This window comes from Enterobacter cloacae complex sp. P29RS (assembly GCF_014893445.1).
In the GTDB taxonomy this organism is placed as follows: domain Bacteria; phylum Pseudomonadota; class Gammaproteobacteria; order Enterobacterales; family Enterobacteriaceae; genus Enterobacter; species Enterobacter intestinihominis.
The window spans coordinates 65,731-89,069 of record NZ_JADBPZ010000011.1; the positions used below are offsets into that span (position 1 = coordinate 65,731).

Annotated in this window: 22 protein-coding genes; 17 read left to right on the forward strand and 5 right to left on the reverse strand. The window is 56.6% G+C overall.

Going from position 1 to position 23,339, the window contains the following annotated elements; translation table 11 throughout:
- Positions 1-53: 53 nt before the first annotated feature.
- Entirely contained in the window at positions 54-983 is a 930-nt protein-coding gene (locus IM282_RS10335; RefSeq protein ID WP_022648872.1) for a formate/nitrite transporter family protein, read from the reverse strand.
- A gap of 314 nt (positions 984-1,297) precedes the next feature.
- Between IM282_RS10335 and mlaA the strand changes: the two genes are divergently transcribed.
- Complete coding sequence (gene mlaA / locus IM282_RS10340; protein ID WP_022648871.1) at positions 1,298-2,050, forward strand: phospholipid-binding lipoprotein MlaA; 753 nt, start codon at positions 1,298-1,300, stop codon at positions 2,048-2,050.
- 44 nt (positions 2,051-2,094) lie between these two features.
- On the opposite strand, the gene fadL is transcribed toward mlaA, so the two are convergent.
- Complete coding sequence (gene fadL / locus IM282_RS10345; RefSeq protein ID WP_022648870.1) at positions 2,095-3,378, reverse strand: long-chain fatty acid transporter FadL; 1,284 nt, start codon at positions 3,376-3,378, stop codon at positions 2,095-2,097.
- 372 nt (positions 3,379-3,750) lie between these two features.
- On the opposite strand from fadL, the gene IM282_RS10350 reads away from it, so the two are divergent.
- The 4 genes from IM282_RS10350 (at position 3,751) to sixA (ending at position 8,425) form a co-directional block, all read left to right on the forward strand.
- A complete protein-coding gene (locus tag IM282_RS10350; protein WP_022648869.1) occupies positions 3,751-4,035 on the forward strand; it encodes a YfcZ/YiiS family protein in 285 nt (94 codons plus the stop codon).
- Between the two features lie 237 nt (positions 4,036-4,272).
- Positions 4,273-5,583, forward strand: coding sequence for an acetyl-CoA C-acyltransferase FadI (gene fadI / locus IM282_RS10355; protein ID WP_022648868.1), 1,311 nt, complete (start codon positions 4,273-4,275; stop codon positions 5,581-5,583).
- Positions 5,583-7,730, forward strand: coding sequence for a fatty acid oxidation complex subunit alpha FadJ (gene fadJ, locus IM282_RS10360; protein WP_192970375.1), 2,148 nt, complete (start codon positions 5,583-5,585; stop codon positions 7,728-7,730). The genes fadI and fadJ overlap by 1 nt, the downstream gene beginning before the upstream one ends.
- A gap of 209 nt (positions 7,731-7,939) precedes the next feature.
- Positions 7,940-8,425, forward strand: a complete 486-nt coding sequence (gene sixA / locus IM282_RS10365; protein ID WP_003861375.1) for a phosphohistidine phosphatase SixA — start codon at positions 7,940-7,942, stop codon at positions 8,423-8,425.
- Between the two features lie 46 nt (positions 8,426-8,471).
- Here sixA and smrB read toward each other — a convergent pair whose 3' ends face one another.
- Positions 8,472-9,023: an endonuclease SmrB gene (gene smrB, locus IM282_RS10370; RefSeq protein WP_022648866.1), complete on the reverse strand. Its 552-nt coding sequence runs from the start codon at positions 9,021-9,023 to the stop codon at positions 8,472-8,474.
- A 145-nt stretch (positions 9,024-9,168) separates the two neighbouring features.
- Between smrB and prmB the strand changes: the two genes are divergently transcribed.
- From prmB to IM282_RS10400, 6 genes are read left to right on the forward strand one after another with little or no spacing between them, the layout of a single operon-like run.
- Complete coding sequence (gene prmB, locus IM282_RS10375; RefSeq protein ID WP_022648865.1) at positions 9,169-10,101, forward strand: 50S ribosomal protein L3 N(5)-glutamine methyltransferase; 933 nt, start codon at positions 9,169-9,171, stop codon at positions 10,099-10,101.
- Positions 10,102-10,161: 60 nt separating this feature from the next.
- On the forward strand, positions 10,162-11,247 hold the full coding sequence (gene aroC / locus IM282_RS10380) for a chorismate synthase (protein ID WP_022648864.1): 1,086 nt from the start codon (positions 10,162-10,164) through the stop codon (positions 11,245-11,247).
- Between the two features lie 2 nt (positions 11,248-11,249).
- A complete protein-coding gene (gene mepA / locus IM282_RS10385) occupies positions 11,250-12,074 on the forward strand; it encodes a penicillin-insensitive murein endopeptidase (RefSeq protein WP_063147680.1) in 825 nt (274 codons plus the stop codon).
- Positions 12,074-12,883, forward strand: coding sequence for a sulfite exporter TauE/SafE family protein (locus IM282_RS10390; RefSeq protein ID WP_022648863.1), 810 nt, complete (start codon positions 12,074-12,076; stop codon positions 12,881-12,883). The genes mepA and IM282_RS10390 overlap by 1 nt, the downstream gene beginning before the upstream one ends.
- Positions 12,883-13,428 (forward strand): elongation factor P hydroxylase, encoded by a 546-nt coding sequence (locus IM282_RS10395; protein ID WP_023300646.1) that lies wholly within the window; start codon positions 12,883-12,885, stop codon positions 13,426-13,428. The genes IM282_RS10390 and IM282_RS10395 overlap by 1 nt, the downstream gene beginning before the upstream one ends.
- Positions 13,429-13,441: 13 nt before the next feature.
- The gene (locus IM282_RS10400; RefSeq protein ID WP_022648861.1) at positions 13,442-13,717 is read left to right on the forward strand and encodes a YfcL family protein; all 276 of its coding nucleotides are present in this window, start codon (positions 13,442-13,444) and stop codon (positions 13,715-13,717) included.
- Positions 13,718-13,782: 65 nt separating this feature from the next.
- Here the strand turns inward: IM282_RS10400 and mnmC are convergent, their stop codons facing one another.
- Entirely contained in the window at positions 13,783-15,780 is a 1,998-nt protein-coding gene (mnmC, locus tag IM282_RS10405; RefSeq protein ID WP_192970376.1) for a bifunctional tRNA (5-methylaminomethyl-2-thiouridine)(34)-methyltransferase MnmD/FAD-dependent 5-carboxymethylaminomethyl-2-thiouridine(34) oxidoreductase MnmC, read from the reverse strand.
- Between the two features lie 158 nt (positions 15,781-15,938).
- On the opposite strand from mnmC, the gene fabB reads away from it, so the two are divergent.
- Both fabB and IM282_RS10415 read left to right on the forward strand, forming a co-directional pair.
- Complete coding sequence (gene fabB / locus IM282_RS10410; RefSeq protein ID WP_022648859.1) at positions 15,939-17,156, forward strand: beta-ketoacyl-ACP synthase I; 1,218 nt, start codon at positions 15,939-15,941, stop codon at positions 17,154-17,156.
- Between the two features lie 68 nt (positions 17,157-17,224).
- Entirely contained in the window at positions 17,225-18,403 is a 1,179-nt protein-coding gene (locus tag IM282_RS10415) for an MFS transporter (protein ID WP_192970377.1), read from the forward strand.
- A gap of 87 nt (positions 18,404-18,490) precedes the next feature.
- Here the strand turns inward: IM282_RS10415 and flk are convergent, their stop codons facing one another.
- A complete protein-coding gene (gene flk, locus IM282_RS10420) occupies positions 18,491-19,495 on the reverse strand; it encodes a flagella biosynthesis regulator Flk (protein WP_192970378.1) in 1,005 nt (334 codons plus the stop codon).
- Between the two features lie 111 nt (positions 19,496-19,606).
- On the opposite strand from flk, the gene pdxB reads away from it, so the two are divergent.
- The 4 genes from pdxB (at position 19,607) to IM282_RS10440 (ending at position 23,324) form a co-directional block, all read left to right on the forward strand.
- Positions 19,607-20,743, forward strand: coding sequence for a 4-phosphoerythronate dehydrogenase PdxB (gene pdxB / locus IM282_RS10425; RefSeq protein ID WP_023306650.1), 1,137 nt, complete (start codon positions 19,607-19,609; stop codon positions 20,741-20,743).
- A gap of 67 nt (positions 20,744-20,810) precedes the next feature.
- Positions 20,811-21,824: an aspartate-semialdehyde dehydrogenase gene (locus IM282_RS10430; protein WP_023306649.1), complete on the forward strand. Its 1,014-nt coding sequence runs from the start codon at positions 20,811-20,813 to the stop codon at positions 21,822-21,824.
- Positions 21,824-22,636 (forward strand): tRNA pseudouridine(38-40) synthase TruA, encoded by an 813-nt coding sequence (truA, locus tag IM282_RS10435; protein ID WP_001286071.1) that lies wholly within the window; start codon positions 21,824-21,826, stop codon positions 22,634-22,636. Before IM282_RS10430 ends, truA begins: the two co-directional genes overlap by 1 nt.
- A 28-nt stretch (positions 22,637-22,664) precedes the next feature.
- The gene (locus tag IM282_RS10440) at positions 22,665-23,324 is read left to right on the forward strand and encodes a DedA family protein (RefSeq protein WP_063138124.1); all 660 of its coding nucleotides are present in this window, start codon (positions 22,665-22,667) and stop codon (positions 23,322-23,324) included.
- Positions 23,325-23,339: the final 15 nt, after the last annotated feature.

A 23,339-nucleotide genomic window follows, 5' to 3' on the forward strand; every position in this document is an offset into this window, starting at 1 on the left:
ATTTACACTTCTCGTTAAGCGCATTGCCGCCTGACTGGTCAAAGAGTCACCGTTCACGCCGATTTTTCGGCAGTTTTATCCTTTTTTTCCTGAGCCTTAAGTTCGGCCTTACGCTTGTTGGACATGTCGTTACGGATTTGCGCATGGCTCAGCAGTGCAAAGATAAAGGTTCCGCCACAAATGTTGCCTGCGAGAGTAGGCAGGGCGAACGGCCAGAAAAAGTCGCTCCAGTGGAGTGTGCCGTTAAATACCAGATAAAGGATTTCAACGGTCCCGACAACAATGTGCGTGGTATCGGCGAGTGCGATAAGCCAGGTCATCAGGATAATCACCACGATTTTCGCGCTGCCCGCTGACGGGAACATCCAGACCATAGTGGCGATGATCCAGCCGGAGATAATGGCATTAGAGAACATTTCAACCGGCGTATTTTTCATTACATCCATGCCAATCTTCACGAATGCGTCGCGGGTCGGTTCATCAAAGATTGGCATATACTCGAAGGCCCAGGCTGCAACGCCCGTACCGATCAGGTTCCCCAGCAGCACGACGCTCCAGAGGCGCATCAGTAAACCAAAATTACCAAGGGTCGGATTTTGCATGACGGGCAGTACGGCAGTGACGGTGTTCTCCGTGAAAAGCTGCTGTCGCGCCATAATGACGATAATAAAGCCGAACGTGTAGCCTAAATTCTCCAGCAAAAAACCGCCCGGCACGCCTTCCAGCTGAACGTGAAATATACCTTTGGCGAGCAGAGAGGCACCCATCGACAGACCGGCTGCGATGGCCGACCACAGCAGGGCCATTGCATCACGCTCCATCTCCTTTTCGCCATCCTGGCGAATATGCTCATGAATGGCCATGGCGCGCGACGGCAGGCGATCCTCATCGACTTCTATCTCTTCTCCCCGGTCTTTCTCCTCACTTTCAATCTCATGTTCCTCATTGTTCTCGCCAATTTTTTCTTCGTTAATATCTTTCATAACTGCTCCTTCGGGGTAATCGCTCATTTAAGCGTAGCGGCTTTTGGCGCCTTGCCCGTGGGGAAGCTCTTAAATTGCTGAAAATGGCAATAAAGGTGAGACATCTCTTTCAAAGCCAATATAAAATTGCCAGCGAAACGAATTCTTAAAGACAGGCTATGCTGAAATTAGCGTGATGACGCGAGCGGGTCGTCATTGTCCTCGTAGACATCGGTAAGCGTGCTGTTACAATCACTTGCACGTTTCAGGCGGAGCCTCACAGGCTCCGTCACAGATGGCATTCAACGATAGCCATATTGAACAGGGAGAAATATATGAAGCTTCGGCTGTCGGCGCTTGCGCTGGGCGTAACGATGCTTGTGGGCTGCGCCAGCTCTGGCGAGCAAACGGGACGCTCCGATCCTCTCGAAGGATTTAACCGTTCAATGTACAACTTTAACTATAATGTGCTGGATCCATATCTGGTTCGTCCGGTTGCCGTGGCATGGCGTGACTACGTTCCGCAGCCAGCGCGTAACGGGCTGAGCAACTTTACCAGTAACCTGGAAGAGCCAGCGGTGATGGTGAACTACTTCCTCCAGGGCGACCCGTATCAGGGGATGGTGCATTTCACCCGTTTCTTCCTGAACTCTCTGCTGGGTATGGGCGGCTTAATAGATGTCGCAGGCATGGCGAACCCGAAATTACAGCGTGAACAGCCGCATCGTTTCGGCAGCACACTGGGGCATTATGGCGTAGGTTATGGGCCGTATGTGCACCTGCCATTCTACGGCAGCTTTACCGTGCGTGATGATGGCGGCGATATGGTGGATACGCTGTATCCGGTGCTGTCATGGCTCACCTGGCCGCTGTCGATTGGTAAATGGACCGTGGAAGGGATTGAGACGCGTGCGCAACTGCTGGACTCTGACGGTCTGCTGCGTCAGTCTTCCGATCCGTACATCATGGTCCGCGAGGCCTATTTCCAGAACCATGACTTTATTGCCAACGGCGGTAAGCTGAAGCCGGAAGATAATCCGAACGCGAAAGCCATCGAGAACGAATTAAAAGATATCGATTCGGAATAAATAAAAAAGGTGAGCGATGCTCACCTTTTTTAATCGTGTTGGGATTAGAACGCGTAGTTGAAGTTGGTACCAAACAGCCAGGCTTTACCTTCAGAGGTAAACTCGTAAGGGCCTTCCTGGAAGGTCACTTTCTGTCCATGCATGTACGACACGCCCGCGTCGATAGAGGCATTCTCGTTGAACGCGTAGGTTGCCCCCGCACTTACCCAGAAACGGTCCTGATCCGGAATGGAGATAGAACGCTTATCTGCCGGTACCGGACTGTCATCAAATGCCACGCCGGTACGGAACGTCCAGTTGTCATCCATATAATAGGTCGTACCAAGTGCGATACGGTAAGCATCGTGGAAGCTTTCGTCTTTATAGAACAGCGTCTGGCCGTTGCTGCCGGTGGCTTTCAGCTCCTGGAACTGGCTCCAGCTGGTATACGCGAGGCTGTAGTGAATAGCCCACTGCGGCGCAACGCGGTTATAACCTGACACTTCCCACATTTCTGGCAGATGCAGTGACAGTGAACCCGGTACGGTTTGATTCGAGGTACCCCATGGAATGGTGGTGCCTGCGCCCGGTACCATACCGTTGACCGGGCTCAGGATGCCGCTTTTGTAATCGCCATCGAAGTCAATCTTCACTTCTGAGCGGTAGGTCAGACCCCAGCGGTTGTTTTTATCCAGTTCATACAGGATACCGGCGTTCCAGCCGTAACCCCACTCGTCACCTTTCAGGCTGGCAATTTTATTGCTGTTTTTCGGCAGCGCAGCAGTTTGCTCCCCGGAATAACGCTCGATTTTTGCATCAGCGTAGACAGCATCAAAGCCCAGACCAAAGCTCCAGTTATCGTTCAGACGGTATGCGCCGCTCAGGTTAAGGTTCAGGGTCGTCAGGTCGGTTTTACCGCCGTATTCCCCGGCCGGGTAGTTGTTATTGAACTCCGTTGCCAGGCCATAGTTTGAGGTGACAGAGGCACCCCAACCAAACTGTTCATTGATTGGCGCAACAAAGTGCAGGTTAGGCACCCACGCCGTTGGTGCAATGTTATCCGCCTTCAGATCTGCGCCGGTATACTGAGATTTGCCAGAAATGTTGACATCAGGATCGATGTAAACCGCACCGGCAGAGAAGGTAGGGCGATCAAACATCATGATAAGCGCCGGGTTACGGCTTGCGTTGCCTGCGTCATCGGCAATCGCACCTTCCCCGGAATACGCACGGCCAAGGCCAGAGGAAGAAAATTCGTTTAACTGGAAGCCCGCTGACCAGGCGGACGTTGAGACGATTGCCACTGCAACTGCTAAAGCAGTTTGTTTGAACAGGGTTTTCTGGCTCATGACCATAACCTCATTGAGTTATTTTTATTCAATAATTGTTACATACCGTAACAGGAGCGCGAAGTGTAGGGTCTGAGGTATGACATACAAATCAGACCAGTGGCGAGAGTATAGGTCTGACCAGCTGGGATGTTGCAAGTTTGTTTATTAATATTTTCAAACATGTTTCATGAAACGAGATCTGGTTGGCAAAATTGTGACCAGTACGATTCATCCGAAAAGGTGAATTTTGTTTTAGATCATTTTTTAGTGTGATATTGCTCACTTATCCGGTTTTGCGCCATTAACGGCTGGAGGGGGCTCGTCCGGGGGCGTAAAATAGTCGCATCGTGTTTATCTCGCGCGCTGCGCGAATACAGAGGAAATTGAGCTATGAGTAAATGCAGTGCTGATGAAACCCCGGTTTGCTGCTGTATGGATGTTGGCACCATTATGGACAACACCGATTGCACCGCCTCTTACAGCCGCGTATTCCCTAACCGCGCTGAAGCGGAAGAGACGCTGGCCGCGCTGAGCAAGCGTGCGCGTGAAGTCGAATCCGATCCATGTGAAATCAAATCTACCTTCACGGAAGTGGAAGGCGGCGTACAGCTGGATATCGACTTTGTGTTCGCCTGCGAGGCAGAAACGCTGATCTTCCAGCTGGGCCTGCGTTAATTCCTGCGGTCTGGTGCCCTCACCCCAACCCTCTCCCACGGGAGAGGGCGCAAACACTAAAAACGGTAACCCACGGGTTACCGTTTTGCTTTTACCCTGGGCATTTTCTTTTTCTTCTCTGTGCCTTAGCTCGCAATTTTTCGCTTCCCCGATTGGCTCAATGTAAAAAAATAGTTAAGACTATTATCAGGTCAGACCACTTAACGTGCGCGCAAAATTTTTTTACAGGGGAGTGTTATGAGTCAGGCATTACCGCTTATCACCCGACACGGTGACCGCATTGCCATTGTCAGCGGGTTACGTACGCCGTTTGCACGTCAGGCAACCGCGTTTCACGGTATACCGGCTGTCGATCTGGGAAAAATGGTGGTGGGGGAGATGCTGGCTCGCAGCGAGATCCCGCCAGAGGTTATTGAGCAACTGGTTTTCGGCCAGGTGGTACAGATGCCGGAAGCACCCAATATCGCGCGTGAAATCGTGCTGGGTACCGGCATGAATGTTCATACCGACGCCTACAGCGTCAGCCGCGCCTGCGCTACCAGTTTCCAGGCGGTGGCGAACGTGGCGGAAAGCCTGATGGCGGGGACCATTCGCGCGGGAATTGCCGGCGGCGCTGATTCCTCCTCCGTGCTGCCCATCGGCGTCAGCAAACAGCTGGCCCGCATTCTGGTGGATGCCAACAAAGCTCGCACTACCGGTGCAAAGCTTAAACTCTTCTCGCGTTTACGCCTGCGCGACCTCATGCCCGTGCCACCTGCTGTTGCTGAATACTCCACCGGCCTGCGCATGGGCGATACAGCCGAGCAGATGGCAAAAACCTATGGTATTACCCGCGAACAGCAGGATGCGCTGGCGCATCGCTCGCATCAGCTGGCAGCGAAAGCCTGGTCGGAGGGCAAACTGACCAACGAAGTGATGACCGCCTATGTACCGCCTTACCGGGAACCGCTCGCGGAAGATAACAACGTTCGCGGCACCTCAACCCTGGCAGATTACGCAAAACTGCGCCCGGCCTTTGACCGTAAACATGGCACCGTTACGGCGGCCAACAGTACGCCGCTGACGGACGGTGCCGCCGCCGTGATCCTGATGACGGAATCCCGGGCGAAAGAGCTGGGCATCACACCGCTGGGCTATTTGCGCAGCTATGCCTTTACCGCCATCGATGTCTGGCAGGACATGCTGCTCGGACCGGCCTGGTCCACGCCGCTGGCGCTGGAGCGCGCGGGGCTAACGCTCTCCGATCTCACGCTAATTGATATGCACGAAGCCTTTGCCGCACAAACGCTGGCAAACGTGCAGCTTATGGCGAGCGAACGTTTTGCCCGCGACGTGCTGGGCCGCGCGCATGCCACAGGCGAAGTGGATCAAAGTAAATTCAATGTGCTGGGCGGCTCTATTGCCTACGGTCATCCGTTTGCAGCGACCGGGGCGAGAATGATCACCCAGACGTTGCACGAACTGCGTCGCCGTGGCGGCGGCTTTGGTCTCGTCACCGCCTGTGCGGCGGGCGGCCTGGGCGCAGCAATGGTTCTGGAGGCTGAATAATGGAAACGACATCTGCATTTAACCTTGTTGTTCGCCTTGATAACATGGCCGTTATCACCATTGATGTGCCCGACGAAAAAATGAATACCCTGAAGGCGGAGTTCGGCGTTCAGGTGCGTGCGATGCTCAGACAGATCCGCGAAAACAAAGCGATACGTGGCCTGGTATTTATCTCGGCAAAGCCGGATAACTTTATTGCCGGGGCCGATATCAACATGATTGCCCGGGCGACAAGCGCTCAGGAAGCAGAAGATCTGGCGCGTCAGGGGCAGCAGGTGATGGCGGAGATCCATGCGCTGTCGATACCCGTTGTCGCTGCGATCCACGGGGCTTGCCTGGGCGGCGGGCTTGAGCTGGCGCTGGCCTGCCACAGTCGCATCTGTACCGACGATGCGAAAACCGTACTCGGACTGCCTGAAGTACAGCTTGGATTGCTGCCCGGTTCAGGTGGCACGCAGCGCTTGCCGCGGCTGGTGGGCGTCAGTACGGCGCTGGAGATGATTTTAACCGGTAAACAGCTGCGCGCCCGTCAGGCGTTAAAGGCGGGTCTGGTTGATGAGGTCGTTCCGCACGCAATCTTGCTTGAAGCTGCCGTTGAGCGGGCGCTGAAAGGTCGTCAGGCGAAACGCCCCCTGCCGGTGCGTGAGCGTATCCTCGCCGGGCCGCTGGGGCGCACGCTGCTGTTTAATATGGTGGGTAAAAAAACCGAGCAAAAAACCAGAGGGAATTATCCGGCAGCGACGCGCATTCTGAAGGTGATTGAAACCGGTTTATCCCAGGGCAGCAGCAGCGGTTATGTCGCGGAAGCGAAAGCGTTTGGCGAGCTGGCGATGACGCCGCAGTCGCAGGCGCTGCGCGGCATTTTCTTTGCCAGCACGGAGGTTAAAAAAGATCCGGGCAGTGAAGCTGAACCGGCTCCGCTGCGCGCCGTTGGGGTTCTGGGTGGTGGGCTGATGGGCGGCGGCATCGCGTTTGTCACCGCCAGCAAAGGCAAATTGCCCGTACGTATCAAAGATATCAATCCTCAGGGCATCAACCACGCGTTGCAGTACAGCTGGCAGAACCTTGATCGCAAAGTGAAACGCCGCCATATCAAGGCCAGCGATCGCGATAAAACCCTCGCGATGATCACTGGCGCCACCGACTACAGTGGGTTTGCACACCGCGATCTGGTGATTGAAGCCGTGTTCGAAGATCTGGCCCTTAAGCAGCAGATGGTAGCGGACGTTGAACAGCATTGCGCGCCGCACACCATTTTCGCGTCAAACACCTCGTCTTTGCCGATCGGCGACATCGCGGCGAAAGCCATGCGCCCGGAGCAGGTGATAGGGCTGCACTATTTCAGTCCTGTCGAAAAAATGCCGCTGGTGGAGGTTATCCCTCATGCCACAACCAGCCCGCAAACTATTGCCACCGTGGTGAAGCTGGCGAAAAAACAGGGCAAAACTCCTGTTGTGGTCGCGGACAAAGCCGGCTTCTACGTCAACCGCATTCTGGCGCCGTATATTAACGAAGCGATGCGGTTGCTGACGGAAGGGGAGAAAATTGAGCACGTCGATGACGCCCTGGTGAAGTTTGGTTTCCCCGTCGGCCCAATCCAACTTTTGGATGAGGTAGGAATTGATACGGGGACTAAAATTATCCCTGTGCTGGAAGCGGCTTATGGCGATCGTTTTGCGCCGCCTGCAAACTTTGTTTCCGCAATTTTGAAGGACGATCGCAAAGGCAGAAAAAATGAACGCGGTTTCTATCTTTACGCCGCGAAAGGGCGTAAAAGCAAGAAACAGGTCGACCCTTCGGTTTATGCGCTTATTCCTGTCACGGGTCAGGGAAAACTGTCGGCGGTTCAGTGTGCTGAGCGCTGCGTGATGATGATGCTCAATGAAGCGGCGCGCTGCTTTGGTGAGCAGGTGATCAAAAGCGCGCGCGACGGCGACATCGGTGCCGTGTTTGGTATCGGTTTTCCGCCATTCCTTGGCGGCCCGTTCCGGTATATGGATACCCTCGGGGCGGGTGAAGTGGTTGCGATCCTGCAACGTCTGGCCTCGCAATACGGTCCACGGTTTACACCTTGTGACGAATTATTGCAGATGGCGGAACGGGGTCAGACATTCTGGCCCGCAAGGGAAACTGATTGCGTAAACTGAAGTCAAAGAAGGGTAAATCCTGAGGTGATGGAACCTGTTCTGGCGAAATTGTAAACAGAGATTGACTATACTTACGCCATTGAGGTAAAAAACAGCGTTTCATTCACCGAATGGATCAGGCACAATGCCCGGCCATCGGGTTTTCTACCTCAGAGCATTAATCGCGGGTAGTTAACGCCGGTGATTCTGGTTAACAAAAGCGGTGCAATATGCAAGTTTTTATCATGCGTCACGGCGACGCGGCACTCGATGCCGCCAGTGACTCAGTACGTCCTTTAACCGTCTGTGGCTGCGACGAATCCCGTCAGATGGCGACATGGCTTAAAGGTCAAAAAGTGGACATTGAACGCGTTCTGGTGAGTCCGTTCCTGCGGGCAGAACAGACGCTGGATGTGGTAGGGGAGTGTATGAACCTGCCATCCAGTGTGGATGTTCTCCCTGAACTCACGCCGTGTGGCGATGTTGGCCTTGTCAGTGCTTACCTTCAGGCGCTGTGCAACGAAGGTGTCGCTTCCGCACTGGTCATTTCCCACCTGCCGCTGGTCGGCTATCTGGTATCTGAGCTGTGCCCGGGCGAAACGCCGCCGATGTTCACAACGTCCGCCATTGCCAACGTCACCCTCGACGAAACCGGCAAAGGGGTCTTTAACTGGCAAATGAGTCCGTGCAACCTGAAGATGGCTAAAGCCATCTGACGTGACGTGCGATATGGCGGGGTGCCGCGTGCCTCCCGCCATCCTGTCAGGGCAACTCTGGCGGCTGCCACTCCTCCACCTCAATCAATACCAGCAATGCGGCATCTCCGCCGTACTCTTTTGGTGCCTGATGAAAAGCCATTACGTGCGGATGCTGAGCCAGCCACAGCGGCGTCTGTTGTTTGAGAATATGTTTACCGTGACCGTGCATCACGCAGGCGCAAAAAACATGCTCGCGTCGGCACGCCGCGATCAACGCCCCCAGCTCCTGCTTCGCCTGCATCTGGGTCAACCCATGCAGATCGAGGAACAGCTCCGGCGAGTAATCTCCCCGGCGTAATTTTTTCAGTTCAAAATGGCTGACGTCTTCGCGCACGTATTTCACCGCGCCCTGCGTATTTAGCAGCGGCTGAAACTCATCTGAAAAATAGTGGCTGTTATCGGCCTGCTCCTGGAGCAGACGTTTGACCGGAACCTCGCTGATTTTTTTACGCTGCGGGCGATGGACAATGGTGTCGTGCGTGATTTTACGCGTCCCGGTCATCAGCTGGCGGAAGAGAGCCTGATCCTCCTCGCTGAGCGATGTTTTCTTTTTCATTCGTCATTCTCATCTCGTATTTCCGATAGTGTACCCGACTAAACGCATTTTTTAACCTCAAGCGACACGCGTCATTGCTGATTTATCGCCGTCTTCATGGCAAACTAGCCGCCGAAAATTATGCGAGCATGCCCTGGAGGAAAGAGTGGATAAAATTTTTGTCGATGAAGCAGTAAACGAGCTGCATACCATACAGGACATGTTGCGCTGGTCGGTTAGCCGCTTCAGCGCCGCCAATATCTGGTACGGACACGGCACCGATAACCCGTGGGATGAGGCCGTCCAGCTGGTGCTGCCGTCACTCTACCTGCCGCTGGATATTCCGGAAGACATGCGCACCGCGCGCCTGACCTCCAGTGAAAAACACCGCATCGTTGAGCGCGTGATCCGTCGCGTGAACGAGCGTATTCCGGTGGCTTACCTGACCAACAAAGCCTGGTTCTGCGGCCATGAGTTCTATGTTGATGAGCGTGTGCTGGTGCCGCGTTCGCCGATTGGCGAGCTGATCAACAACCACTTTGACGGCCTGATTAACCATCAGCCGCAGCACATACTTGATATGTGCACCGGCAGCGGCTGCATCGCGATTGCCTGCGCGTACGCCTTCCCGGAAGCGGAAGTGGACGCCGTCGATATCTCCACCGACGCGCTGGCCGTCACCGAACATAACATTGAAGAGCACGGCTTGATCCATCACGTCACGCCTATCCGCTCTGACCTGTTCCGCGACCTGCCGACGCTGCAATACGACCTGATCGTCACCAATCCACCGTACGTGGATGCCGAAGACATGTCCGATCTGCCGAACGAGTACCGTCACGAGCCGGAGCTGGGCCTGGCGTCAGGCTCTGACGGGCTGAAGCTGACCCGCCGCATCCTGGCCTGCGCGCCGGATTATCTGACCGACGATGGCGTTCTGATTTGTGAAGTGGGTAACAGCATGGTACATCTGATAGAGCAGTACCCGGATGTGCCGTTCACCTGGCTTGAGTTCGACAACGGCGGTGACGGCGTCTTTATGCTGACCAAAACGCAACTGCTTGATGCACGCGAATACTTCAGCATTTACAAAGATTAATCCAGCGGGCTTCGGCCCGTTTCACAACGCTCAAACACAAACAACAACATCGGAGCCGTGATGGCAGGAAACAGTATTGGACAGGTATTCCGTGTGACCACCTTTGGCGAGTCGCACGGTCTGGCATTGGGTTGTATCGTTGATGGCGTCCCGCCAGGCATCGAACTGACCGAAGCCGATTTACAGCATGACCTTGACCGCCGTCGTCCGGGTACCTCTCGCTACACCACGCAGCGTCGCGAGCCGGACCAGGTCAAAATTCTCTCCGGCGTTTTTGAAGGCCGTACCACCGGGACCAGCATTGGTCTGCTGATTGAAAACACCGATCAGCGCTCCCAGGACTACGGCGCGATTAAAGACGTCTTCCGTCCGGGCCACGCCGACTATACCTACGAACAAAAATATGGCTTTCGCGACTATCGCGGCGGCGGACGTTCTTCCGCGCGTGAAACCGCGATGCGCGTGGCGGCAGGTGCGATTGCCAAAAAATATCTCCAGCAGAAATTCGGCATCGTTATCCGCGGCTGTCTGACCCAGATGGGCGACATTCCGCTGGCAATCAAAGACTGGGATCAGGTAGAACTTAACCCGTTCTTCTGCGCAGATGCCGACAAGCTGGACGCGCTGGACGAGCTGATGCGTGGCCTGAAAAAAGAGGGCGACTCCATTGGTGCGAAAGTCACCGTGGTGGCCGACGGTGTGCCGGCTGGCTGGGGCGAGCCGGTATTTGACCGCCTCGACGCTGACATCGCCCACGCGCTGATGAGCATCAACGCGGTGAAAGGCGTTGAAATCGGCGACGGTTTTGACGTGGTTAAGCTTCGCGGCAGCCAGAACCGCGACGAAATCACGAAGGCGGGTTTCCAGAGCAACCATGCGGGCGGCATTCTGGGCGGCATCAGCAGCGGGCAGCAAATTATTGCCAATATCGCGCTGAAGCCAACGTCCAGCATTACCGTGCCGGGCCACACGATTAACCGTTCAGGCGATGAAGTAGAGATGATCACCAAAGGACGGCACGATCCATGCGTGGGGATCCGCGCGGTACCGATCGCAGAAGCGATGCTGGCGATCGTGCTGATGGATCACTTCCTGCGCCAGCGCGCGCAGAATGCGGATGTGTCGACCACCATTCCACGCTGGTAACTATGAAAAAAACCGCAATCGCTCTGCTGGCGCTGCTGGCCAGTGGAGCAAGCCTGGCCGCCACGCCGTGGCAGAAAATCACCCACCCGGTAGCGGGAAGCGCGCAGTCCATTGGCGCTTTCTCCAACGGGTGTATCGTCGGCGCGCAGGAACTTCCGCTGCTGTCGGACACCTATCAGGTGATGCGCACCGACCAGCGCCGTTACTTCGGCCATCCTGACCTGGTGCTGTTTATTCAGCGTCTTGGCAACCAGGTGCATAACCTGGGGCTGGGGACGATGCTGATTGGCGATATGGGGATGCCTGCAGGTGGTCGCTTCAACGGCGGTCACGCCAGCCACCAGACCGGACTGGATGTGGACATCTTCCTGCAACTGCCGAAAACGCGCTGGAGCTCAGCGCAGCTGCTGAAACCGCAGGCGCTGGATCTGGTCTCGGCCGACGGTAAACGGGTCGTGGCCTCGCGCTGGTCGCCGGAAATTTCCAGCATGATTAAGCTGGCGGCAGAGGATAACGACGTCACACGGATCTTTGTTAACCCGGCCATCAAGCAGCAGCTTTGCCTGGATGCGGGAACGGATCGCGACTGGCTGCGTAAAGTGCGCCCGTGGTTCCAGCACCGGGCGCATATGCATGTTCGCCTGCGCTGCCCGGCGAACAGCCTGGAATGTGAAGATCAGCCGCTGCCACCGCCTGGCGATGGTTGTGGTTACGAACTGCAAAGCTGGTTTGAACCGGCCAAGCCTGGAACCTCTAAGCCTGAGAAGAAGACACCGCCTCCGTTGCCGCCTTCCTGCCAGGCGCTACTGGATGAGCATGTACTTTAATGGATAATTTCGTCGATCTGTTTATGGTGTCACCGCTGCTGCTGGCGGTGCTCTTTTTTGTTGCGATGTTAGCCGGATTTATCGATGCCCTGGCGGGCGGTGGCGGGTTGCTCACCGTTCCGGCGCTGCTGGCGGCAGGCATGAGCCCTGCCCAGGCGCTTGCCACCAACAAACTCCAGGCATGCGGCGGTTCGCTCTCCTCATCGCTCTACTTTGTTCGGCGCAAAGTGGTGAATCTCGCCGATCAGAAGCTCAATATCCTGATGACGTTTATTGGCTCGACGGCGGGCGCGCTGCTGGTCCAGCACGTACAGTCCGACATTCTGCGCCAGATCCTGCCGATTCTGGTTATCTGTATTGGCCTCTATTTCTTACTGATGCCAAAGCTCGGCGAGGAAGACCGGGCGCGGCGACTGCACGGCCTGCCGTTTGCGCTGATTGCCGGTGGCTGCGTCGGTTTTTACGACGGCTTCTTTGGTCCGGGAGCAGGCTCGTTTTACGCGCTGGCATTCGTGACGCTGGCCGGGTTCAACCTCGCCAAATCCACCGCCCACGCCAAAGTCCTCAACGCAACCTCCAACGTTGGCGGTCTGCTGCTGTTTATCATTGGCGGCAAGGTTATCTGGGCTACCGGATTTGTGATGATGGCGGGGCAGTTTTTGGGCGCGCGCGCAGGCTCGCGTCTGGTATTAAGCAAAGGGCAAAAGCTGATCCGCCCGATGATTGTTGTCGTCTCGGCGGTGATGAGCGCCAAACTTCTTTATGACAGCCATGGACAGGAGATCCTCACCTGGTTGGGGATGAACTAATGAACAGTACGCATAAATACGAACAGCTGATTGAGATCTTCGACAGCTGTTTTGCTGATGATTTTAATACCCGTCTGATTAAAGGCGACGACGAACCGATCTATCTTCCTGCTGATGACCAGGTTTCATACAACCGCATCGTCTTTGCCCACGGCTTTTACGCCAGCGGTTTGCACGAGATTTCGCACTGGTGCATCGCGGGGAAAGCGCGTCGCGAGCTGGTGGACTTTGGTTACTGGTACTGCCCGGACGGGCGCGACGCCGCCACCCAGGGGCAGTTCGAAGATGTGGAGGTGAAACCGCAGGCGCTGGAGTGGCTGTTCTGCGTGGCGGCGGGTTTCCCGTTCAACGTCAGCTGTGACAACCTTGAAGGCGACTTCGAGCCAGACCGTATCGTCTTCCAGCGCCGCGTGCATGCGCAGGTGATGGAATATCTTGAGAAAGGCATCCCGGAACGTCCGGCACGCCTGATCGAGGCTTTACAAAATTATTACCATACGCCGGAGATCACGGCGGAATGCTTCCCGTGGCCGGAAGATTTATAACAGAGGAAAGAAGATGATCGCAGAATTTGAATCACGCATTCTGGCGTTAATTGATGACATGGTGGAACACGCCAGCGATGATGAGCTGTTCGCCAGCGGTTATCTGCGTGGTCACCTGACGCTGGCGGTAGCCGCGCTGGAAGCAGGGGACGATCACTCTGCCGACGCCGTTCACGCGGAAGTTACTCGCAGCCTTGAAAAAGCCATTCTGGCCGGGGAACTGTCTCCACGCGACCAGTCTTTAGTGCTGGGCATGTGGGACAATTTGTTCCAGCAGGCTAAACGCTAAGTTGCCGCCTTCTCTTCCCTCTCCCTTTTGGGGAGAGGGCCAGGGTGAGGACACCAGACCGCACCCTACTTAACCCTTTTCCCCTTCAGCAATTTCCGCACCCACAGTCGGTTCGGATTAAGCCCCGCGAGCGTAACCCTGTCCAGCGGAACCGGCTCATCGCTCATTTGCGCGGCTAGCACTTCAGCCAGCAATGGCGCGGAGCATAATCCCCGCGAGCCTAAGCCACCCAACATAAACAGTTCCGGATAAACGGGCGCACTTACCGCCGTTTCTTTGTTGTCTGCAAGATCCTGATAGACTTCAAGCGTGGCGTCATAGTCCGGCACGTTTCCCGCCATCGGCAGGTGATCGCGGGTCGCGCAGCGTACGCCGCAGCGCGCCTGACCCTCACTGACATCAACCTCTTTCGCCCACGACGCATTCGGGAAACAGTCGAGCAGGCGCTGGCGGTTTTGCTGCTGATCCGCTTCGCTGTACTGCATATCTGTTTCACCGCGATGATAGCTGGCACCGATGCAGTGATGGCCGTTGGACGGATTTTGCGGCGTCGCGTAGCCGTCGTAACACAGCACCTGACGCAGTTTGCTCAGTTCGGGCGCGGTCGGGATATGGCTCACCTGGCCGCCGACTGGATAAACCGGCAATGACGCTGTCTGGGTAAACTGAGTGATGTGATGTCCGTTGGCCAGCACAACGCTGACATGCTGCGACGCTTTGCCGTCAGCGAAACGCAGTTCCCAGTGGGCTGTGCGACTAAGCGATTCAACCTTGTGGGCATAATGCACTGTCAACCCACGCGACTGCCCGAGGGCTATCGCCGCAGAAGTCAGTTCAGCCGGACACAGCCAGCCGCCGAGTGGATACTGAATTCCGCCGCAGCCGGTGTCGACACCAGCGGTCTCAGCAACCTGCTGAGCCGTCACGGCATGGGCGATGGTTTCCGGCAGCCCCAGCGACAGCATTTGGGTGATTTTCTGTTGGCTCTTCTCATCCCAGCCCAACTGCGTCACACCGCACCAGTCGTGGTCGAACGCAACCGGCAGGCTATCGTAAAGGCGACGAGCAAACGTAAACGCAGCCGGGAAGAACTGGAACAGTGCGGGATCGTGTGAACTTAATAAGGGATAAAGCGCGCCCTGACGGTTGCCTGATGCACCCATCGCCGGTGCCTCGTCAGCGCAGTAGAGCGTCACCTGCCAGCCACGGTGCAGCAGCGCCAGTGAGAGCAGGGCGCTGGCAATACCTCCGCCCACAATGGCGACCTCACGCGACGCACTGGGGCGGCGAGCAAACCAGGGTGCCTGTGCCGGGATCGCCAGATCCTGCTCCATCACCCCCACCAGCATGTCGCGTTTGCGGCCAAAGCCTTTGGTTTTCCGCATGGTAAACCCCGCCTCCTGCAACCCACGGCGGACAAAGCCCGCCGAGGTGAAGGTGGCAAGCGTCGCGCCCGGGCGTGCCAGACGTGCCATTGCGCTGAACAGGTGCGGACTCCACATGTCAGGGTTTTTGGCGGGCGCAAAACCGTCCAGGAACCAGGCGTCCACTTTCTGATGCATTGAGTCATCGAGCTTATCGGTCAGGTCGTTAATGTCGCCAAGCCACAGGTCGAGCGTGACGCGTCCGTCGTCCAGAATCAGACGATGACAGCCGCCGATAGCTGGTGGCCACTGGGCCTGAAGCTGTTCCGCCCAGTGGGCAAGCTCCGGCCAGCGCTGATGGGCAAGCCGCAGATCGTGCGCGGTAAGCGGAAATTTTTCAAAACTGATGAAATGTAATCTTTGTAAGGTAGCTTCGGGGTGTGCAGCGCGAAACTGGTCGAAGGCCTGCCAGAGGGTCAAAAAATTCAGCCCGGTGCCGAAACCGCTCTCCGCGACGACAAACAGGCTGCGCGGATGCTCAGGGAAGCGGGTGCTGAGATGATTTCCTTCGAGGAAGACATAGCGCGTCTCTTCCAGTCCGTTATCATTAGAAAAGTAGACGTCATCAAAATCTCGGGAAACAGGTGTACCCTCAGCGTTGAATTCGAGGTTGGCAGGTTGTATGGCGTTTTGTTTCACGTAAGTTACTCGTCCGACAGGCAGTGGCACGATCTTAGCGATGTGAGCCCATCGGTGCAAATTTCCACAGAAAATCGCTGATCGGACTTGTTCGGCGTACAAGTGTACGCTATTGTGCGACTCGAAACTTTTTATAGTGCGACTTACAGAGGTATTGAATGAAACGTGCAGTGATTACTGGCCTGGGCATCGTTTCCAGCATCGGTAATAACCAGCAGGAAGTCCTGGCATCTCTGCGTGAAGGACGCTCCGGGATCACTTTCTCTGAAGAGTTTAAAGATTCTGGAATGCGTAGCCACGTATGGGGTAACGTTAAACTGGATACCACCGGTTTAATTGACCGTAAAGTGGTTCGTTTCATGAACGATGCCTCTATCTACGCCTATCTTTCCATGCAGGAAGCGATCAAGGATTCTGGTCTGAGCGAAGACGCTTACCAGAACAACCCACGCGTGGGCCTGATTGCAGGCTCCGGCGGTTCCTCTAAAGCTCAGGTGTTCGGTGCTGACGCCATGCGCAGCCCGCGCGGCCTGAAAGCGGTCGGTCCATATGTTGTGACCAAAGCCATGGGTTCAGCGGTTTCCGCGTGCCTGGCAACGCCGTTCAAAATCCACGGTGTGAACTACTCCATCAGCTCCGCATGTGCGACCTCCGCACACTGTATCGGTAATGCGGTTGAGCAGATCCAGCTGGGCAAACAGGACATCGTATTTGCTGGCGGCGGCGAAGAGCTGGGCTGGGAAATGGCCTGTGAGTTCGACGCGATGGGCGCACTGTCCACCAAATACAACGAAACGCCAGACAAAGCATCCCGTACCTATGATGCACACCGCGACGGTTTTGTTATCGCTGGCGGCGGCGGTATGGTTGTGGTTGAAGAGCTGGAACACGCGCTGGCGCGTGGCGCGCACATCTACGCTGAGATCGTGGGCTACGGCGCAACGTCTGACGGCGCTGACATGGTTGCTCCATCCGGCGAAGGCGCGGTGCGCTGCATGAAGATGGCGATGCACGGCGTTGATACCCCAATCGACTACCTGAACTCCCACGGCACCTCAACGCCGGTAGGTGACGTGAAAGAGCTGGGTGCGATCCGTGAAGTGTTCGGCGACAACAGTCCGGCTATCTCTGCAACCAAAGCCATGACCGGTCACTCTCTGGGTGCGGCGGGCGTGCAGGAAGCGATCTACTCTCTGCTGATGCTGGAAAACGGCTTTATCGCGCCAAGCATCAACATCGACGAGATGGACGAGCAGGCGGCAGGCCTGAACATCGTGACCGAAACCACCGAACGTGAGCTGACGACCGTTATGTCCAACAGCTTCGGTTTCGGCGGCACCAACGCCACGCTGGTGATGCGTAAGCTGAAAGCGTAAGCGTTTGAAGATATAGTAGAAGGGAGCCACGCGGCTCCCTTTTTTTATGCCTGAACACGGAGTTATGCATGACGGCTGTTACCCCTGAGAAGAGCGCTCCTTCCGGGAACCTTTCCCTTTTCCGCATCGCCTTTGCGGTGTTTCTGACCTACATGACCGTTGGTCTGCCGCTGCCGGTGATCCCCTTGTTCGTTCACCAGGAGCTGGGCTATGGCAACACCATGGTCGGTATTGCGGTGGGCATTCAGTTTTTAGCGACGGTTTTAACCCGGGGCTACGCCGGTCGCCTGGCGGATCAGCACGGCGCAAAACGCTCGGCGTTGCAGGGCATGTTTGCCTGCGGGCTGGCGGGGGGAGCCTGGCTGCTGGCGGCGCTGTTGCCGATAGATGCAGCGTATAAATTCGCGCTGCTGGTGGCAGGGCGCCTGATCCTCGGCTTTGGCGAAAGCCAGCTGCTGACCGGCACCCTGACATGGGGAATGGGGCTGGTGGGACCTGCGCGTTCCGGAAAAGTGATGTCCTGGAACGGGATGGCGATTTACGGCGCGCTGGCGGCAGGCGCACCACTGGGGCTGCTGATCCACAGCCAGTTTGGTTTTGCGGCGCTGGCAGGCACCACCATGGTATTACCGCTGCTGGCGTGGGCGTTTAACGGTTCGGTGCGCAAGGTGCCCGCCCATAAAGGCGAGCGTCCTTCGCTGTGGAGCGTGGTGGGGCAAATCTGGCAACCGGGGCTTGGGCTGGCGCTTCAGGGAGTGGGCTTTGCGGTTATCGGTACCTTCGTCTCCCTCTATTTCATGAGCCGCGGCTGGGCGATGGCGGGCTTTACGCTGACGGCTTTTGGCGGCGCGTTTGTATTGATGCGCGTGCTGTTTGGCTGGATGCCGGATCGCTTTGGCGGCGTGAAGGTGGCGGTGGCGTCACTGGTCATTGAGACCGCGGGTCTGGTACTGCTCTGGCAGGCGCCGTCCGCATCCGTTGCGCTGCTGGGTGCGGCGTTAACCGGCTGCGGCTGCTCACTGATCTTCCCGGCGCTTGGCGTTGAAGTGGTGAAGCGCGTGGCTCCGCAGGTGCGCGGCACGGCGCTGGGCGGCTATGCGGCGTTTCAGGATATCTCTTACGGCATCACCGGGCCGCTGGCCGGGGTGTTAGCCACCTCGTTTGGCTACCCGTCCGTCTTCCTGGCCGGTGCGGTGTCAGCGGTGGTGGGGATTGTGGTGACGCTGGTGGCGTTTCGCAGGTCGTAGTTTTTTGCCGGGTGGCGGCTTCGCCTTACCCGGCCTACTATTCGAGCCGTTGTAGGCCCGGTAAGCGAAGCGCCACCGGGCAAATCCTCACGCAACCAGCCAGAAAATCGCCAGCGCAATCACCAACGCGATAAACATCAATCCCGGACGGGCAGAAAGCGTTTTGAATGTATCAACTACGGGGGCAAACAGCGGGTTGTAGATCGGCTGAATGTTTCTTACCTCCGGCACACCGCCTTCCCGCTCGGTGCGGCGAACGAAGATCTGATTCAGTAAATCCTGTACCTGCGCGGTGGTCAGCACCGTTTGCGGTGTCGCCTGCCAGCTCTGCTGGGCGTAATCCCGGATCCTATCGAACTCGTGCGGTTCCAGCGGTTGTTTCAGTGCCGCCTGTACGCTGTGCAGGGTCGGAGCGCTCTGGGTGCTGAGCGTCTGACGCGCCTGGAGCCAGGTGACCAGATGGGTAAACTGTTTTGCCGGGATCATCTCGCCCGCTTTCACACCGGAAAGTTCCAGCATGGATTGCCAGATAAGCTTTGTCGGTTCGCCGGTGGCGGCAGCCAGCTTAGTGACCATCTGCTTGAGCGTATTATGCTCCGCAGGCTGTAATGGCCGCTCTGTAGACGGGCGCTGTTGCGGCTGCGGGATAGAAAGCTGATTGCTTTGCAGCAGGGTCAACACGGTTTTCAGCTGTTCCGGCGAAAGCTGGCTCAGGGCGGTATGACCGTATTGCTGACGGATAAAATCACTCACCGCCTGACGATTATTCCCCTGGCCCAACAGCTCGGTCAGCTGCGAGATAATCTGGCGGGTAGTATGTTGCTGCTGTGCGCTGGTAAGACGCTGGTTCAGGTTTTGTTCGGCGGCAGGGAAATGGCGCGACTGTAGCGGCGCATCGTTTCTGACGCCCAAATCGTGCTTAACGCCGGCCCATACCTCTGCGTTTTGCTGTGAGGTCAACGCAATAAGACGCGTGATAAGACGCTCCAGTACGGTGCGTTGCTGCGTGGAGAGCGGTTGTTCGCCTGGCGTGTTGGGCGTTACGGGGCCTTCACCCGGAGGGCGCGGAGGCGTACCTGAAATGGGCTGCATCGTCAAAAATCCTTAAAGTCAAACTCTGCGTAACCGGGCGGAGATATATGCCCGGCGGCGAGATTATGGCACACTTGGCAGGTTTACTTCCTCTCAAACAGGTACTCAGACGTGAAAATCCTCGTTGATGAAAATATGCCTTACGCCCGTGAGCTGTTCAGCCGCCTGGGTGAGGTTAAGGCTGTCCCTGGTCGCCCGATTCCGGTCAGCGAACTGGACGATGCAGACGCCCTGATGGTGCGCTCGGTGACCAAAGTAAATGAGGCGCTGCTCACCGGCAAAGGGGTTAAATTTGTCGGGACGGCAACGGCCGGGACCGATCATGTGGATGACCAGTGGCTTAAGCAGGCGGGGATTGGTTTTTCCGCGGCACCAGGCTGTAACGCCATTGCCGTCGTGGAATATGTATTCTCCTCGCTATTGATGCTGGCCGAGCGCGATGGTTTTGCGCTGAAAGACCGCACCGTCGGGATTGTGGGTGTGGGCAACGTGGGCGGACGTCTGCAAAAGCGTCTGGAAGCCTGGGGCATCCGCACTCTGCTGTGCGATCCGCCGCGTAAGGATAACGGCGATGAGGGCGATTTCCGCACGCTGGATGAGCTGGTCGACGAGTGCGATGTCATCACCTTCCATACGCCGCTCTTTAAAGAAGGGCCGTACAAGACTCTGCACCTGGCCGACGAAAAGCTGATCCGCCGTCTGAAGGCTGGCACTATTCTGATAAATGCCTGCCGGGGACCGGTGGTGGATAACGCGGCGCTGCTGACATGTCTCGACGAGGGACAAGATCTTAGCGTCGTACTGGACGTCTGGGAGCCAGAGCCGGATCTCAACGTCGCATTGCTGAATAAGGTGGACGTGGGTACCGCGCATATCGCGGGTTATACCCTTGAAGGCAAAGCGCGTGGCACAACCCAGGTGTTTGAGGCTTACAGCGCCTTTATCGGCCATCCGCAGCAGGTCGCGCTGGATACGCTGCTGCCCGCCCCGGAATTTGGTCGCATTACCCTTCATGGACCGCTGGATGAGGCAACGCTGAAAAGACTGGTGCATTTGGTGTATGATGTGCGCCGCGATGACGCGCTGCTGCGTAAAGTGGCGGGTATTCCGGGTGAGTTTGACAAGCTGCGCAAAAATTACCTTGAGCGCCGCGAGTGGTCCTCCCTGTATGTGATGTGCGATGACGCCCCCGCGGCGGCGCTGCTGCATCAGCTGGGATTTAACGCCGTTCACCACCCGGCACGTTAATGTCTTCTTAATGCTCCCTGTCGGATATTCCGGCAGGGACGCTTTTTTATTTCTGGAGTAAACCACCATGTCTGAAGGCTGGAACATTGCCATTTTGGGTGCCACTGGTGCCGTGGGCGAAGCCCTGCTTGAAACCCTTGCTGAGCGTCAGTTCCCGGTGGGCGACATTTACGCGCTGGCGCGTACCGACAGCGCAGGAGAACATCTGCGTTTCGGCGGGAAATCCGTGATGGTGCAGGATGCCGCCGCGTTTGACTGGACACAGGCTCAGCTGGCGTTTTTTGCCGCAGGTGCGGAAGCCACGGCATCCTACATTGAAGAAGCGACCAATTCAGGCTGTCTGGTGATCGACCTGAGCGGCCTGTTCTCCCTGGAGCCGGATGTGCCGCTGGTGGTGCCGGACGTCAACCCGTTTGTGCTGGCTGACTACCGCAACCGCAATATCATTGCAGTACCGAACAGCCTCACCAGCCAGCTGCTGACCGCGCTGAAGCCGCTGATCGACGACGGTGGCCTGTCGCGTATTTCCGTGACCAGCCTGCTGTCAGCCTCCGCTAACGGCAAAAAAGCCGTAGACGCACTGGCAGGGCAGAGCGCGAAGCTGCTGAACGGTATCCCGATCGACGAAGATGATTTCTTTGGCCGCCAGCTGGCGTTCAACATGCTGCCGCTGCTGCCGGATCGTGAAGGTTCGGTGCGGGAAGAGCGTCGTATCGTCGATGAAGCACGCAAAATTCTGCAGGATGACGGTCTGATGATCTCCGCGAACGTCGTGCAGTCTCCGGTCTTTTACGGCCACGCGCAGATGGTCGGGTTTGAAGCCCTGCGTCCGCTGGCGGCTGAAGAAGCCCGCGACGCGTTTGGCCGCGGAGAGGACCTTGTCCTGTCCGAAGAGAGTGAATTCCCGACGCAGGTGGGCGACGCTACCGGCAGCGCGCATCTCTCTGTGGGCTGCGTGCGTAACGATTACGGTATGCCTGAGCAGGTGCAGTTCTGGTCCGTTGCCGACAACGTGCGTTTTGGCGGCGCGCTGATGGCGGTCAAAATCGCGGAAAAACTGGTGCAGGAGTATCTGTATTGATGTCAGATGTGGAACAAAAGCCGGTCCACAGAATTGCCCTCGGCATTGAATACGATGGCAGTAAATACTATGGCTGGCAGCGGCAGAATGAGGTGCGCAGCGTCCAGGAGAAGCTGGAGAAAGCGCTCTCTCAGGTGGCGAATGAACCGATAAGCGTCTTCTGTGCGGGCCGCACCGATGCCGGCGTTCACGGCACGGGGCAGGTGGTGCATTTTGACACCACCGCCGTACGCAAAGACGCGGCCTGGACGCTGGGTGTAAATGCGAATTTGCCTGGTGACATTGCCGTGCGTTGGGTGAAAGCTGTGCCGGATGATTTTCACGCGCGTTTCAGCGCGACGGCGCGGCGCTACCGTTATGTCATCTATAACCAGCGCCTGCGCCCGGCGGTGTTAAGCCAGGGCGTGACGCATTTTTATGAACCGCTGGATGCAGAACGTATGCAGCGTGCGGCGCAGTGTCTGATTGGAGAGAATGATTTTACGTCGTTTCGTGCGGTGCAGTGTCAGTCCCGTACGCCGTGGCGTAACGTCATGCACATTAACGTCAGTCGTTATGGCGCGTATGTGGTGGTGGATATCAAAGCCAATGCCTTTGTACATCATATGGTGCGGAATATTGTAGGCAGCCTGATGGAAGTGGGCGCCGGACACCAGCCGGAGAGCTGGATTGCAGAACTGCTGGCAGCGAAGGACAGAACGCTTGCGGCAGCAACGGCGAAAGCGGAAGGTCTGTATCTGGTTTCGGTGGATTATCCGGACCGGTTCGACCTGCCAAAACCGCCAATGGGCCCGCTGTTTTTAGCGGACTAAACAAAGGCGCAATTAGGGCTTAGACAATATGGACGTAATACGTTTTCTGATTGATTTCATCCTGCACATTGATGTTCACCTGGCGGAGCTGGTCGCGCAGTACGGCGTCTGGGTGTACGCCATTCTGTTCCTCATTCTGTTCTGTGAAACCGGCCTTGTGGTTACGCCGTTCCTGCCGGGAGATTCACTGCTGTTCGTGGCGGGCGCGTTATCCGCACTGCCAACGAATGACCTGAATGTCCACCTGATGGTCGTCCTGATGATCATCGCCGCGATTATTGGTGATGCGGTCAACTACACTATCGGGCGGGTGTTTGGCGAGCGGTTGTTCAGTAATCCGGAGTCGAAGATTTTCCGCCGCAGTTATTTAGATAAGACCCATGCGTTCTATGAGCGCCATGGCGGTAAAACCATTATCCTTGCCCGTTTTGTGCCTATTGTGCGCACATTTGCACCGTTTGTGGCGGGAATGGGTCACATGTCCTATCGTCATTTTGCCATGTACAACGTGGTGGGCGCCCTGCTGTGGGTACTGCTGTTTACCTATGCGGGCTACCTGTTTGGCGATCTGCCGGTGGTTCAGGAAAACCTTAAGTTACTGATTGTAGCGATTATTGTGCTTTCCGTTCTGCCGGGTGTGATCGAAATTATTCGTCACAAACGCGCGGCGGCAAAACAAGCGAAGTAAATGCACGCTGGCGGT